The sequence below is a fragment of the Polystyrenella longa genome, from assembly GCF_007750395.1.
GTDB lineage: Bacteria > Planctomycetota > Planctomycetia > Planctomycetales > Planctomycetaceae > Polystyrenella > Polystyrenella longa.
Genome location: NZ_CP036281.1, coordinates 1,194,809 through 1,209,979, shown reverse-complemented (window position 1 = coordinate 1,209,979; position 15,171 = coordinate 1,194,809). Strand labels below are relative to the sequence as shown.

Genomic DNA, 15,171 nt, shown 5'->3' with positions numbered 1-15,171 from the left:
AATGAAAATTTTGCTCAAGTTTTGAACCACAAAGCCACTAAGAACACAAAGAATTTACAAGTTGATCAATGAAGGTATCTTCACAGCTTCAAAGCATTTCGATCTTTTGTGACTTCGTGTCTAAGTGGTTCAAAATAAAATACCGGACCACCCGACACATAACCCATCACCTTGTCTATATCGTGACGATGATTTTGCCGCTGAGGGAGCCTTTACCCTGTAAGGTGTTCTGCTCCTGTAACTGATGTGCCTGCGCAGCTTTTTCCAGCGGGAATGTTTCACCGACCTGAGGGGCCCATTTACCCGCGGTGAACCAGTCGTTGAGTTCTTTAGCCGAGTCGCGTTGTTCTTCAGGCGAAGCATTGAACATCGCAAAACCGATCAGGCGAAGGTCTTTGACGTAAAACGGGCCGATCGGAAAAGGAGGTTTGGAATCGCGACCGGCCATCACAATATATCGTCCCCGTTTATTCAGCAGACCGATCGTCCGCGCGGGATCCTGTTCACGAAGTGTCTCAAACCAGACATCAATCCCCCCTTCTTCGCCGACGAACTCTTTAATTTTTGCGTCAACATCTTCCGTTTTATAATTGATGGCGAGGTCGGCCCCCAACTTTTCGCAGTGCGCTTTCTTCTCGCCTGAACCGACTGTCGCGATCACTTTCGCTCCGGTCGCTTTGGCAAATTGCACAACCGCGGAACCAACTCCTCCTGTCCCACCATTCACAAAAACGGTTTCTCCCGGTTGCAAGTTGGAATGCAGGAAGAGTCCCAGATGAGCCGTGATCCCAACGAGCGCCCCCGCAGCGGCTGATTCGAATGATTGACCGTTCGGAACAGGATAGGCCCATTCTTCGGCCACGACGATCTCTTCAGCAAAGGTCCCCTGTCGACCCGCCAAGCTCTGGTTACTCCCCCAGACTCGGTCACCCTGTTTGAAGTTTTTAACGTCGGCTCCGACCGAGACGACTTCACCCGCAAAGTCGCAACCGACGATATAAGGAAATTCGAGTGGAAGTGCGATGACGCCACTGCGAATGTAGGTGTCTATCGGGTTTACGGCCGCCGCTTTGACGGCAATCAACAATTCGTTTTTCGCGGGTTCAGGAGTCGACAGTTCTTCGACTTTCAATACGTCCTCAGCAGCACCAGTTTGATGGATGACGGCCGCTTTCATGATAATTTGGTCCTTGAAGGGGAGGTAATGAGTGGTTTTGGATACACTCGTTTTATCGTACTGAGAGAGGATTGATCGTCACAAGGGCTGGAAACGGATTGTAGCGCGTCTTCCGTCCGTGATATAAAGACTCACAATCATTCGAGCATTCTCTTCCTATTCAGGCAATTCAATATCAGGGGCCCTCCATGAGTCGCACCGCCGTCATTATCCTGAGTCTGGCCGGACTCCTATTTGGAATCGGCTTTCTGTTCGCTCCTTCTATGCTTACCAAAGAGGGACTTGCTCCGGGTGGGGACTATCTGCTGTACGGAATCGGTTTCACCTGCATCCTGGGTGGCGTGGCAGGATTGCTCCCTTTTGAGAAAGCGATCACCACCCGCTTGTCTGGAGTAATTATTTTCCTGGGACTGCTGTACTTTGAAATGATGATCCTCTTCGGACCGGAAAACGAGAACGCCCCCGGTCAGAGCATCCCCCGAACCGCGATACCCTTGATGATTGTGCAGTTGGGTTGCCTCTACATGGCCATCACGGGAAAGTTTGGTTTTGATTTTGGTGGGAGTGATCGACAACAGGAAGAAAAGAAAACGGTAAAAAAGAAACCGAGAGACAACAGTTCCTCCCCTTCCCGACAGAAGAGTGTTCGATCAACTGGCGAAGAACGAGGGAATACAGCGACAGGCCGAAAACGACCGGGTACAGCAAAGAAACGACCACGGTCCGAAGACGTTTGAGTCGATGATTAACGAGACTGGCCTGCATTTATAAAACTGAACCATCTGTTGTGAAGGAAACCGGAGTCCCTAATGGCTTCAAAAAGAACTTCAACGACAACAAAGAAACTTAAACGACATACTCCTGAGCAGTTTGTCAAAAAACTCAGAGATGCGGTCCCCATGCTCAACGCCGGTCAGAAAAGGGCGTCCGTGCTGCAGGCTCTGGAAGTGAGAATCGAGCTTCGACCGCTGCAGGAACCAGTAGGGCGGCATGAACTCTGCTTCGGCCGAATTAGATCCGCGCCCGATATTCCCCGCTCGTCAAAAACATAACCGCCTGGAATCACTCGATTTCGAAGTCGGCTGAATATGTTTGCGATACGGGGATTGTACGGATTGCCAGTGAGCAGGCTGATATACTCGGTCCCATTCAGAGTCTCCTAACGGCGTTACGGTCCGGCACTAATCGCGTATTACCCAGTGATGCGAAAACGCGATACCCTGGTCCTCCCACTCTATACTTTCGAGTTCCTGATACAGCAGGTTTGCATAGAGTTCAGGGATTTGGAGCATTTGAGAAATGAGATTAAGGGTTCTTCAGCGAAAGTACTCTTCGTGACCATTGTCTGGGTGAGCAACTCTTTCGTTACACCATCGAACAAGGGGGACAACTTATCGAAGTGTTGGGAGCAATCGTAGTCAGCCGCGTCAGATGACGACATCGTAGGATCTACCGTTTGAAATGAGACTGGCCTGTATTCGTCATTGCCAAATAAGAAGTAACTCTGATATTCATCAAGGGCGCGTCCCCGTTCGTACAGCACGTACCCCCAATAGTCACTATCAATCAGCGAGACGACCAACGCCGTGTCATTCAATTGCCGGGTGATATGTTCCGCCAGTAATTCGAATTCGAACTCGATGTTACCGATCAGACTGATCCAGCCCTGATACGGTTTCGTAACCAGCAGTGCTGCCTCATGATCCTCATCGAAGGGAAAGCCTTCGTATTCATCAAGTACGTCCTCGACGGAATCACTTGAGTCTTTCAAAAAGGACTCGATTAACTCATTGATTCTTGTGGAATCAATTGACTTCAGATGCATGCTTCTGGAAAAACTTCCCATTCAATCGACCCTCTCTGATTTTGTGAAATGTATTTCGCGACTTGGAAATTTGCTGGAAGAGCGATGCGAGACGATGTCCGAGGTAGCATCGTGATTAGTGTGTAGGAGTTCCACCCTCTATACGGCAGCCAAACAAGATGTCGGACATTCGGAGTTTTTCATGCTCCATTGCATAGTCGACTAGATCCGTGACTAATGGAACCGTACTGGCCATTTCCGCCTGAGAAAAATCAAGACTGAAACAGATATACTTTTCCGTAGTGAGGACGGGAGAATCGACCATGCGTAACTTTCCGAAACGATCGTCACCATGATTCAAGCTGTCTATAATCAGGTTGGAGATCTTTTCTGAGTCTGCCGCTTTCAGCTTGCGACGGAATCCAATGACAACTGGTATTGAAGACAAATCGTCTTCGATACTGTCGTAGGGTTGGCCAATCGCCGGACCAATCGAAAAGCGAAGCGTCCCCAGTTTATTGTTGTATCGCGAGCACAAAACTACGGAGAACAGTTCTCTGGTGAAAGGCCTGAGAGCACGATAAGTTGGCGTGTCGAATCGATTCCCGAACCTGTTGGCAGCGTAAAACTCTTCAAATACATCATCCGGGCCGTCCAGGAGCATGATCATGGAGCCATTCGACAGCCGGCTAGCTCTGCGAGTTACGGAGAGAAACTCCGAACCGAACTCAGTAACAAGTTTCTGGGCAATCGTCAGTGGAACGACACTATATATTGGTTCAGTCATAGTGTTGGTTACTCAATTCAATAAAAATCTAATGAAATACCTATACTTGCTGCGACTGTTAAAGATAGAGGCAGTTTCACAACCTTTTAAGGATAGTGAACAGACAAGCGAACTGCACTCAGTGGTGTTCCCCGTCCATCAATATGGACCATCATGTAGGTTCCTCTGAAAGCAGGACCAACTCCTGTTCATTCGATCCCGAGAAGAATCAGTACGATTCCAGAATACGGAATCCACAACGGAAAAGTGCATCGACTCGTCAAAAACGTCCGGCGACCGGAAAGAAACGACCACGGCCCTGAAACGTATAGCCCAATGATTAACGAGCCGATTCGTCGGTTGGCATTTCGACTTCTTCGACACGGACTTGCACCGTGCCTTTGTTATCAAACATCAAATCGGGCCGGTCATTAAGACGTAAGTGGAGCGTTCCCGTATAGGGAGCGCGGAACACCAGTTCCTTACCGAAATTGGCAAACTGAGCGAAGCAGTAATTCTGTTCTGGGCTTTCAGCTTCTGCAGGTGCAATTGCTCCCAGCAATCGTCCAAAGGGCGCTCCGCGGTAGTAGTCGATGCTGATTCCCTCCGCGGTGCTGGTCCAGGGCCGGGTTGTTTCGTCAAGTTCAAACTGACCAGTCGCCTGCACGCGGTAAGTCTTGCCGGCCTCCAGTAGCCAACGGCTATTCTGCCAACCTTCATTCGCAGCGACTTCGATTTCTACAGCTCCCTCGATTGGTTTCCCGGGTGTGAAATCGATTGCCAGACGGTCGATCTCCATTCCGTATTCGAGTTCGGAAATCATCGCGATCCACTCCTGGTTAAGCCGAGTCGCTAAAGGTGCAAACTCTTTCACGAAGTTCTCCACGAACGGTTCTTCACGCAAATACTGTCGAGAGAGATGCCGGAATCGTTGTTGATATTCAGGGTGCTGATCGAAAAAGGAACAGAGTGCCCATGCCCAGGCATAGGAGACATTACTGTGGTACCCACCACTTTCCAGATTGGTCACCTGTTCGATCATTTTGGGACCAGTCTCGTCGATATCCAGCTTGATCAGTTCAATTCGGCCAAAGCCTTCGTAGGCCGTCGTTGATTCAGGAAAGATGTTGAATTCAATCGAGCCATCCTCTCGTAGCCAATGCGTCCCGAACAATTCAGCCATTCCCTCAAGATACCAGACGGGAGCAGAGGTGCCGGGAAGATACATCATGAAGCAATGGGTCGCTTCGTGAAACAGGAGGTGTCGCAGGTAGTATTCGGAAGCGGGAACGACGATCCAGAATTCGGCTCCCTGATGTCGACCATGTTGCACTTGTGCAAACTTCGGAGGGAGCAGACCCGACTTTTCATACAGAGGAACATCTTGCATGATATAGCCTGACAGTTGAAAAGCTTTACCATCTCGATCTGGAGGAAGCTCTCCAAAGTATTTTTCCAGTGCCGCAATCAACTGGTCGACCAACGGAGGCAAGGATTCGATCTGCTCGACTGGCAAATCGCTGTAAAGCCGGATGTGTTTGGACTCCACCATGTGGATACCGAGTTGATCGAGCAATCCCGGATCAGGAACTTGTCGTCGGTCGACCGGGCGGTAGACCTGTTCCGGCTCGGTCTGGTTGTCAAACTGAACTGGCTCCTCCGCCAGAATTTCCTGCGTGATGTGCGCATCCAGAGCGGCCGAATCTCGCTTTGTTGGCGAGGGGAGATCCTGACCGGGAGAGAGACGAGCGGGATTCGGTTCGCCCATCGGCACGCCCGTATCCGGAGACGGCGTGGCTTGCGAATTCGATGGATTATCGCAGCCCGTCAAAAGCGTGAGCAGCAGCGCCGAAACACAAAGCATCCGACGGTAGTAGCGTGCAATTTGGCTTTTGCATGAAAATTGGTTGTGTGTGACTTGGTAAACGTCGCGGCTTAACCAGCCCATCTGTTCCCTGCTTCTGCGGCGGTTTGGTTTTTGGGAAGGTGAAATGTTTTCACACCTCGTTCTTCCAGCATTTTCGCCAAATGAAGATGGCATGTGAAGCACAAAATCTGTTGACCTCCCTCCGCCCATTTCAGGAGGGTCGACAATGCCGTCTCCGTGCGTCCCTGGTCGAAGTTTACCATGACATCATCAAGAATAAAGGGCAACTCGATATCACGACCGGCAAACTGCTGAACCAGCGCCATACGCAAGGAGAGAAACAGTAATTCCCGTGTACCGCGGCTTACCTGTTCCACCCGGAACACCTGCTTGTGACCATCTTCCAGACAGAGATGCCGTTTTCCGAGCGGAGTCCAGACATTCTGATAGCGGCCTTCGGTCAGTTCCGTAAAGTACCGCGAAGCGTTCGCCAACACTTCAGGCTGCTGCGTGCGTTCGTATTGTGTCTGTAGTTGGCGCGTGATTTCCTGGCCTACTTGCACGCCCAACCATTGCGAGGTTGCCTCGTGCATGCGGGCCCGAACCGCCGCCAACTCCTGTCGGTATTTCATCAGAGATTGGTCTGATTCCCATTCGCCCAACTGCTGTTTGAGCGCACCCGTCTCTTCTAATCGCCGACTGAGTTTATCGTTGGTGACCTGTTCCCGTTGTGAGAGATCGCCCAGACGGTTCTTGTTGGAAATTGGATCGAATTTTTCCAGATCATCTTCCACAATCGCCAAGTCAGGCTCGGTCGAGGCCAGACGATCCAGATCTTCCCGAGCAAGCATCAACAGGTCTTCCAGTTCGGTCCGACGTTGCAGCTTTTCTTCGAGGTCCGCATACTCTTTTAAAGAATGCACTCCCGCCTTTTCGAGCAAACCGCTACGTCGCGTTCGGAGTTCTTCGTACTCCTTTTGCAGAAGTCGGACCTGTCGGCGGGAATCACGACTTTCCGCACGATGTTTCCGTCGTACAGAACGCCATTCCCCATACTGGCCAATCAGGTTTTCCCATTGTGGGAAAAGCTTCAACAGGTTGTTGTCCCGACCGACGGCCTCTCCTTCGAGAGAAAGATCTTCATTAACCTGACGAACCTGGCTTTCGTAATGATCGAGCGTGTGCCGGCGCTGGTTGAGTGAGTCTTCCAACTGACGCAGATGCTTGTCCGCCGCTAATGTTGCCTGCACTTGTTCCCACAAGTCGAATGTTTCATCAATATTGACAGACTCGGGCAGCCCGACCCGTTGTAACTGCTGACACCATTGCTGACGAACCTCACTCACCTTCCGTTGCAGTTCCTGCGAACGATTTCGCCAGCGACTGAGCCGTTCCCGTTCGTTATGAACCCTCTGTTCCAGCTCAAGGTTCCCTTCGAGATCCCGGACTTTACGATATGCGCGATCGATCAGGCTTTCTTCGTCTGGAGAGTCTCCCAACCGATTCGCTGATGGATCGAATAAAGAGTCGGCCTCTTTCTGAAGCTGATTCAATTTCGCACGAGTTTCGAACAGATCATCCTGAGTTTCGCGGACAGTTTCGCTGACGGCAGTACGGAAGTGAGATTTAATCGACCAGCCAATACCCGCAGCCGTCAGACCAAGGAAGAAATAAATCCCTCCAATCAACCAACTTGTTTTAACCGCTTCCCACAATCCAAGAGCGACGAAAAAGAAACCTCCCAGAACGAAGATGGTGATTCCGAGGTAGGCAATCGTCGGCAAACCGATCCGTTCTTCCTGCCGGGCAAGTTGAGCCTGAGATCGTTCCATCCGTTCCTGGAACGCTTTCATTTGCAGTTGCAATTCCAAACGGCGTTTAACGGCGCTCAGTTGCTGCCGGGCACGATTGAGTGCGTCACTGATCGATAGGCCATTCAAGTCGTTTTGAATCTGAGTCAATTCCGCCATACGGGCCTGATTTTTCCGGACTCGTTTGTCGTATCGTTTGCGGAAACGATTTCGCCGACTCAGTTCGCGTTGATATTTGCGGGCAGTCGCCAGTAACTCGCGGCTATCCCCTGCTGTCGCATTGATCTTTCGGCATCGCTCCAGAGTGATATCCGGCCATAGATTCCGAAGTTTACCAAGTTCACGATCCAATTCCTGCCGGGCCGCATTCTGGTCGGTAAAGAAGAGGTCAATTCGTTCTCGTTCGTCACGATACCAAGTCTTCTGATCCAGCAAAGTCCGCATTAACTGAGCATGGCGGCGCACCCCAGTTTCGGGTTTCAGATTGGTACTCAGTTTCAAACCTTCGCGGTACTGGCCCCGTTGATCTTTATAGGATCGGCGCGACTCGCGGATCTTCCGGTCAAGCCCTTTGAGCTCTTCCAACCCGCCACTCGGCAGGTTACGACGGGCGGGGAGCCTTTGGAGTTCCTGTTCGTAATCGTAAACCTGTCGCCAAGGCTTGAAAATCAAATCCATGAATCGGCAGCCCCGCTGCTCGCGCTGCAGGCTGGTTTGCTGTTTACGAAGTTCCTCGATTTCTCGCCGCAGGTTGTCCAGTTGCTGTTTTTTCTGTTGATACAGTCCGGAATTCGACGTCGACTGTTCTATCTCCTGGCGCAAGCGGTCTTCGTCGGCCAGCAGTTCCAACAATTCCCCGCGGTTAGGTTCGGTCTGGAATAACTGATGCAACTTGCGACCGGCCTGACGGTTGGCCGTCAAAATACGACGTCCCTCCGGTCCCAGTGTTAATCCATAGATGTGCTGTCCCACTTCATCGTCATGCAGGGAAGCCAATTGCTGAATTTCGTCGAGACCCACAGCAAAGATATTGTTAAACAGAAGCTCGTCAGTGCCGCCCGTAAGCGTTTTCAGCACCGACTCCGGATTGCCTTCGCGATGCTCGCCCCCCTCTGTGATGCGATCGATCTGTAATTGGCCACGCTCGTTCCATTCCGCATTTCGCTGCAATCGATATTCGGCGCCGCGATGCTCGACGAGTAAACTTCCGCGTCGACGATCTTCTCCGAAGTCTCCGCGCGGTCCTTCCAGATTCTCGGTCTCATAACCATATAACACCGCACGGATAAACCGCATCAGTGTCGACTTGCCGGCCTCATTCGGGCCGTAAATCATCTCGAAAGGATGTCCCTCGAAAGGAAGCTGCAAGTTGCGCCACGGGCCGTATTGTTCAATCTCGATCTGCCGGATCTTCATCGGGGGTCCTCCTGATCCAGATCAAGCAGGAAAGGCGCCCCCTGTAACGTGGCGGCGGTCAAAATCGATTCGTTGGAAACTTCCGCCCCCAACTGACGCAGACGATGTTGTAGTTGTGGGTGCTCTTTCGTTCTGGTCAGAAAATCCGCGACCAGTTCGGAGCGATTTGTCTCAGCAAAAAGTTCAAGTTGTTCCAGGTATTGAATCGCTAGCGATTCTTCCGGCTGATTTCTTGAGAGCAGCTCCCGGTTGAACTGTACACGCCAGATCTGCAGCAGCGGCTTGCTTCCTTTGATGCGGTTGGCTAGCTCTTGACGATGTTCGGGCTCTGCCAATTCGAACAGAAGAGACGAATCTCCCCGCAGTCGCCATTGGACCACAAGACGTTTTTCAGCAGCGACCGATTCGTATTGATCGAGTGCCTGTTGCATGTGCCTGAGTAACTCGTTCTCGTCGGAGTAGTGATTGACATCCACTTCAAGCGGAAGTAACCGGACCGGTGCCAGACGTTTCGGCACAAATTGCAGGGAATGATCCTGATGAATGGAAACCAATGTTGCCTGTCCATTCGTCGGCACAGAGGCCTCTTCAAATGTGCGAGGCATCAACCCGCCAGGGGAATGATAAACAGCGTTTGTTTGGGAGACATCGTTACCGGCGTCGGCGCGATATCCATATCCTGAGAGGGCGACGTAGTCGGCCGTCACGGTTCGCCGGATCGACTCAATTGTTTCCTGAAGTTGGGCTTCGCAATCCTCTACCGGGATCGGAGCGTTTCCGGAAGATTGTTCCAGCAATGTCTGTAAACTGGCGAAAGGAGTTCCTGCCTCTAATACGCAGAGGGAGAAATCGGTACCTGCGGGAGGCGACGTGAACGTGCGATCCAGATTGTTTTCCTGCGCGACCTGCAGGTGGATTTTCATCCGGGCGTCTGATTTGGCATTCGTTGATTCAAGTTCGATCGTCGCGGGTTTGTCGTTCTCCAGCAGAATGGCGTCCAAGTCATTCCAATAGTCGCGAGGAAGTAAATCGCGTTCGAGAGCGTGCGGGCAAAGAACCAGTTCTACACCCAGCTCGTATAATTCTGCAGCAAAGTTGCGCAGCGCGGACTGAGCGGCAAGACTGGGAGGATCGGCTCCGAACAGGGGACCGGTCAGCAGCACAAAAGGGAGCGACTCTTCCGTCGCCCATTCGAGCATATTATTAAGCAATGCCAGCGACGCAGTTGAAAATTCCCTCAACGTGTCCGCAGAAAGCGTACCGATCCCCTCAAAGGGAACGTCGAGGTTTAATTGATCTGCATGCAGAAACCGTAATGGCGATTGTGGCATGGCAGAGTCCTTCCCACCCACGGATGATGAATCATTCAACACTTAACTGATGCAGCTAACTGATACTGCGAGACGAATATACTATTTTTGAACCGGCACAGTAATTTTTTAGCCGGCTGAAGTCCGCTGGATTGAGAAATCGATCTGAAAAAACGAACCGATTCTCAAAGCCCAAACCAGTTGGGGGACAAAGTCTTGCCGAAAACGGGCCAAGTTGGCTCGTTCTCCCTGGTTGGATACTAGCCCAGATACAGGCCGTGTGATCGGTATCATAAGCTATACTTTCCACATCCACCAGCCCAGCGCATCTTGACCGTCCCACGCAGGCAACCTAGACTAACGAATAGACCGTCAGGACTTCAAGATCAGTTTAGGCAAGTTGCAGACAATGTCACACTTGTCGCCTACAATGGGGACAGTCGATGTCGGCCCCCAATCGCCCGGAAAAACCGGTCCCCATAAAGGGCCTGTCTCGGACGAACTTCAGTTCATTCACGGAATAAAATGGTCTGAAGCCAGACATTGATCAGTTTGACGTTCTGAAATTACAGGCCCAATCCAGGTCGGTGATCACTCCTAAAAAAACGATGAGGTTGTACCCGCTATGCTGCGTCCCCCCCTATCTGCCCGCCGGGCGTTTCTCGCCCTCACCTGCTTCGCCCTGTTCACGTCACTCATTGCCGCACCGGAAGCGGCTTTTGCCAAGACGGGTAAAGCAGCCAAAGCAGAAAAACCACCCGCCGATAAATACGCTTACATTACCTTAAAAGGAACCTACCCCGAAGCGGCCGCCGCACCGGGGTTGTTTGGAGCCACTCAGACCACGTTGGCAAAAGTGTTGAAGCAATTCAAAACAGCCGAGCGGGATCGGCATCTGACCGGGATCGTGCTGAAGATCGAAAGCCCACAAGTTGGCTTTGGAACCTTGAACGAATTGCGACAGGCCATTCTGCAATACCGCGAGTCGGGTAAAAAGATTTACGCCTACCTCGATTCAGCCACGATGAAGGATTATCTCCTGGCCTCTGCCTGTGACGAAATTATCATGCCCGAATCGGGCGTCGTCATGCTGCTCGGCCTGCGAATGGAAATCAAGTTTTACAAAAACATGCTGGATAAACTCGACATTCAACCAGACGCGTTGAAAGTCGGCGAATACAAATCCGCAGCGGAATCCATTTCTCGTTCCGAAATGAGCCCCGCTTTCCGCGAAGAGATGGAAGCGATCCTCGACAGCTACTTCGGCATGATTGTCAAAACAATCGCTGAATCTCGTTCTCTAACCGAAGAACAAGTCGGAAATATCATCGACACTGGTATCAGCACAATGACGGAAGCCAAACAACAAGGCTTGGTCGACGTGATTGGATACGAAGACGAACTGCTGGCCCGGCTTCGCAGTGGAGATTCCCGTACGGAGTTCGATGAGAAGTATGGTAAAGAAAAAGTCGACACCGACTTCTCCGGTTTTGGCGGTCTCGTCAAAATGATGAACCTGATGATGGGTGTAGAACCTAACAAACGCGCATCGACGACTCCTAAAATCGCCATCGTCTACGCCAGTGGCCCTATTATGCCGGGCAAAAGCCAAAATGGCCTGTTTGGCGATGTCATGGGCTCGGAAACGATTGTCGAAGCTGTACGAAAAGCGGCCAAAGACGACACAGTCAAAGCAGTAGTCCTGCGTGTGAACAGCCCGGGCGGCTCGGCACTCGCCAGCGACTTGATGTGGCATGCACTGGAACAGGTTGATAAACCGATCGTCGTCAGCATGGGTGACGTAGCCGCCAGCGGTGGGTATTACATCTCGATGGGCGCAGACTACATCTACGCGGAACCGGGAACGATCACGGGGTCCATCGGTGTTGTTATGGGTAAAGTGGCGGTGGAAGGGCTGATGGAAAAGGTCGGCATTACAACGACCGTCCTGAGCCGAGGCAAAAACAGCGGCGCGATCAGTATTCTCAAACCGATGAACGAGAGCGAGCGTGCGACAATGCAGAAAATGCTCGACGACATCTATCTGCAATTCACGACGAAAGCGGCAGAAGGACGCGAAATGCCTCTCGACCAATTGGAAAAACTGGCCCGGGGTCGTGTCTACACTGGAGAGCAGGCGTTGGAGATTAATCTTGTTGACGAACTGGGAACGTTGTCACAGGCGATTGCAAAAGCAACCGAACTGGCTGGTTTGACGGAGAAAGATCGCGTCGAACAACTCGAACTGCCCACTCCCCCTTCTCCCTTCGAACAACTCTTCGGCGATCTGGACCCAGAAACCAAACTGCAATCGATCACTAAACTGCTCGAACAAGAAGCCCCTGGCCTCTATTCATTGCTAAAAGAGACCTGGGCGATCAACCAACTGGCTCGCCAACCGGGCCTGACCTTGATGCCGTTCCAAGTCGACATCAAGTAACACGAATTACAGGACCGACCTTTTTCCCCCTCGGTCCTGTTGTCGTTGGTATCACATTTTTATGGGCAGTACGCGCCCACTTTCCATTTCCGTCTGCTACATTAATTCGTACAGAATTATTCTGCCGCCCTTCGACTGTATCTTATCTTAGCTGTGTCTTTTCTTAGCTGTGACTTGTTTTAGAAAGAATCCAGGATGGTTTTCCGAACCGTTGTCATTGTCAGTCTGCTGCTGGTCAGCTTGAGCACAACGCCACTTCGTTCACTCGCAGCCGAGGAACCCTCTCTGGCGCAGTATTACGGATTTGGACCGGTCGAATTGATTAAACTGGAACGACGTTCCAGAAATCTCTTGTCGGGTGATTTGAACTCCGATGGTCGCAGTGACTTGATCGTAGTTGATAACAGTCACAGTCGACTTGATTTGTTGATTCAGAAAGACGTCGGTAATGCTACCGACGATTCTGAGGAACTGGACGTCAACGAGGTAGCGAACTCGACCCGATTTGAACATGAAAAGCTGGCTGTAGAGAAAGAAGTGCTTTCGTTAATATTAGGGGATTTCAATCACGACGAACGAACCGACATCGCTTATCTCGCCAGCCCCGACACATTGATGATTCACCTGCAGTCCGAAAAAGCAGACTGGAATGAAACCCGGAAGTTTCGCCTCCCCGATCTGGAATCAATTCCGTGGACCCTGGCGGCGGGCGATTTGAATCAAGACAACATGGATGATTTGGTCGTCCTCGGAAAGAATGCGACCTTCGTTTATTACCAGGAACCGGAAAAAGGGTTGGTCAGCCCGCTGGAGATTATGAACACGTCAGAGAAACTGAGTATCGCTCAGATTGCCGATGTGAATGGGGATGGCCTGAACGATCTCTGCTATTCTGCGGGTAACGACCGAACTCGATTTCTGGCAGCACGTCTTCAGGACAGTACCGGTAAGCTGGGCCCCGAATTGCAATTCGACCTTCAGCGTCCACGTGCAATTACCGTATCCAATATCGATGGGGAACCGGGCAAAGAGATTGTCTCGATCGACAGCCAGTCGGGACGAATCAAAGTATTAAAACTGGAAACGGAACCAGTCGAACCTGACGAAGGAGGAACGCATCTGGCCAACCGGTTGATTCAATTTGGTTTCGGAGCCCTCGCCAGTGGAAGTGACCGTGAACTGGCCGTGGGCGATCTGAATGGTGACGGCCTGCAGGATGTGCTGGTAACCGATCCGGCTGCCGCTCGCATCTTTGCATTCGAGCAGAATGAGAATCATCAATTAAGCCTCGGTGAAAGCTTTCCCAGCCTGATGGCGATTAGCCAGTTAAGAATGTTTGACATCAATCAGGATGGCAGCGATGAAGTGCTTGTGCTCAGCAACGAAGAAAAAACACTCGGTATAAGTGAATTTATCGATGGTCGACTCAGTTTCCCTCAGACCCTTCCGCTTCCACTCAAAGAAGCCCCCCATGTGATTGATATTCTGGAAAGTTCAGACGGCAGTGCCCCCACCGTGGTTTATCTGAGCGGAACTTCCCCCAAACAGGAACTCCATTCTTTTCAGTTAAAAAGGACGGACAGCGGATTCGAGATGATTGAATCACGCTTGATTCAGGAAGTTGAGTTAGCAAAAGCGACTCCTGAAAAAATGACGCATTGCGATGCGAATGCAGATGGTATTCCTGACTTATTAATCTTTCACGGACGAGGCCGCCCCCCCAAACTGCTCGTCGGTATTGCGGAAGGAAAGTACAAAGAAATCCCAGACTACCCGGGGATTGGCCTGACCGCTTCTGCTCCCGGCAAGTTGTTCATCCCCAGCGACAAAGGTTATCCGCTGTATGATGCCCAATCCAAGTTCGCCCGCTCGCTGGTTCTCGAAGAGAATGGACGATGGCAGGTCGAAAACCAGTTCAATGCCAACGAAGCTAATGCTCGTATTGAAGGAGTCGCATCACTGGACCTTGATCAGGATGACGACCCCGAAGTTGTGCTGATTGATGGTGGCGTCGACAAGCTGCGTATCATGCAGAAAAATGAGAACGGGAATTATCGTCTCTGGAAAGAAGTGGAACTGGGCGGGTTTTCTTATATCCGAAACACGATTGCCGATCTCAACGGAGACAACCTGCCCGACTTGATCCTTCTTGGTAAATCGAGCTTTGCTGTTCTGTTTGCCAACGCTCGCTACCCGGACATCAAAGAGCTAGCCACATTCGAATCGGATCTGAAGAGCAGCTATTTCTCCGATGTATTATGCGGCGATGTCAACAATGATGGCCATGTCGATGTAATTGGAATCGACACACGCTCACAGCGGATCGAAATCCTGGATTACAATCCTCCCAAGGGACTGCGAACGACGTTGAACTTCCACGTCTTCGAAGAAAAAGGGTTCCAGCGAGGAGATGACAGTCGTGGTAGCGACCCGCGTGAAGGTCTGGTCGTCGATGTGACGGGTGATGGCCTTCCAGACGTCGTCCTGCTCTCACATGATCGAATCCTGGTATATCCTCAGGAAGCACCGCCGAAAGCGGCTGTTACAACTTCAGACCAGTAGTCGAACTGATTCGGCTGC

General features: G+C 51.3%; 9 protein-coding genes. 3 read left to right on the top strand and 6 right to left on the bottom strand.

The features are described from left to right. Positions 1-175: 175 nt before the first annotated feature. On the bottom strand, positions 176-1,177 hold the full coding sequence (locus tag Pla110_RS04570; RefSeq protein ID WP_144993689.1) for an NADPH:quinone reductase: 1,002 nt from the start codon (positions 1,175-1,177) through the stop codon (positions 176-178). Positions 1,178-1,365: 188 nt separating this feature from the next. Between Pla110_RS04570 and Pla110_RS04565 the strand changes: the two genes are divergently transcribed. Then, on the top strand, positions 1,366-1,914 hold the full coding sequence (locus Pla110_RS04565; protein WP_144993687.1) for a hypothetical protein: 549 nt from the start codon (positions 1,366-1,368) through the stop codon (positions 1,912-1,914). Positions 1,915-2,411: 497 nt separating this feature from the next. Here the strand turns inward: Pla110_RS04565 and Pla110_RS04560 are convergent, their stop codons facing one another. The 5 genes from Pla110_RS04560 to Pla110_RS04540 form a co-directional block, all read right to left on the bottom strand. Continuing rightward, positions 2,412-3,002 carry a hypothetical protein gene (locus Pla110_RS04560; RefSeq protein WP_144993685.1) on the bottom strand — a complete coding sequence of 197 codons (591 nt, stop codon included), beginning with the start codon at positions 3,000-3,002 and terminating at the stop codon, positions 2,412-2,414. Between the two features lie 115 nt (positions 3,003-3,117). Next, positions 3,118-3,768 carry a hypothetical protein gene (locus Pla110_RS04555; protein WP_144993683.1) on the bottom strand — a complete coding sequence of 217 codons (651 nt, stop codon included), beginning with the start codon at positions 3,766-3,768 and terminating at the stop codon, positions 3,118-3,120. Positions 3,769-4,087: 319 nt separating this feature from the next. Beyond that, positions 4,088-5,695: a hypothetical protein gene (locus tag Pla110_RS04550; protein WP_144993681.1), complete on the bottom strand. Its 1,608-nt coding sequence runs from the start codon at positions 5,693-5,695 to the stop codon at positions 4,088-4,090. After that, the gene (locus tag Pla110_RS04545) at positions 5,683-8,841 is read right to left on the bottom strand and encodes an AAA family ATPase (RefSeq protein ID WP_144993679.1); all 3,159 of its coding nucleotides are present in this window, start codon (positions 8,839-8,841) and stop codon (positions 5,683-5,685) included. The genes Pla110_RS04550 and Pla110_RS04545 overlap by 13 nt, the downstream gene beginning before the upstream one ends. Then, on the bottom strand, positions 8,838-10,172 hold the full coding sequence (locus Pla110_RS04540) for a hypothetical protein (RefSeq protein ID WP_144993677.1): 1,335 nt from the start codon (positions 10,170-10,172) through the stop codon (positions 8,838-8,840). Before Pla110_RS04540 ends, Pla110_RS04545 begins: the two co-directional genes overlap by 4 nt. 604 nt (positions 10,173-10,776) lie before the next feature. Between Pla110_RS04540 and sppA the strand changes: the two genes are divergently transcribed. Together sppA and Pla110_RS04530 are read left to right on the top strand one after the other, a co-directional pair. Next, entirely contained in the window at positions 10,777-12,591 is a 1,815-nt protein-coding gene (gene sppA, locus Pla110_RS04535; protein WP_144993675.1) for a signal peptide peptidase SppA, read from the top strand. Between the two features lie 195 nt (positions 12,592-12,786). Continuing rightward, positions 12,787-15,153: an FG-GAP repeat domain-containing protein gene (locus Pla110_RS04530; RefSeq protein WP_144993673.1), complete on the top strand. Its 2,367-nt coding sequence runs from the start codon at positions 12,787-12,789 to the stop codon at positions 15,151-15,153. Positions 15,154-15,171: the final 18 nt, after the last annotated feature.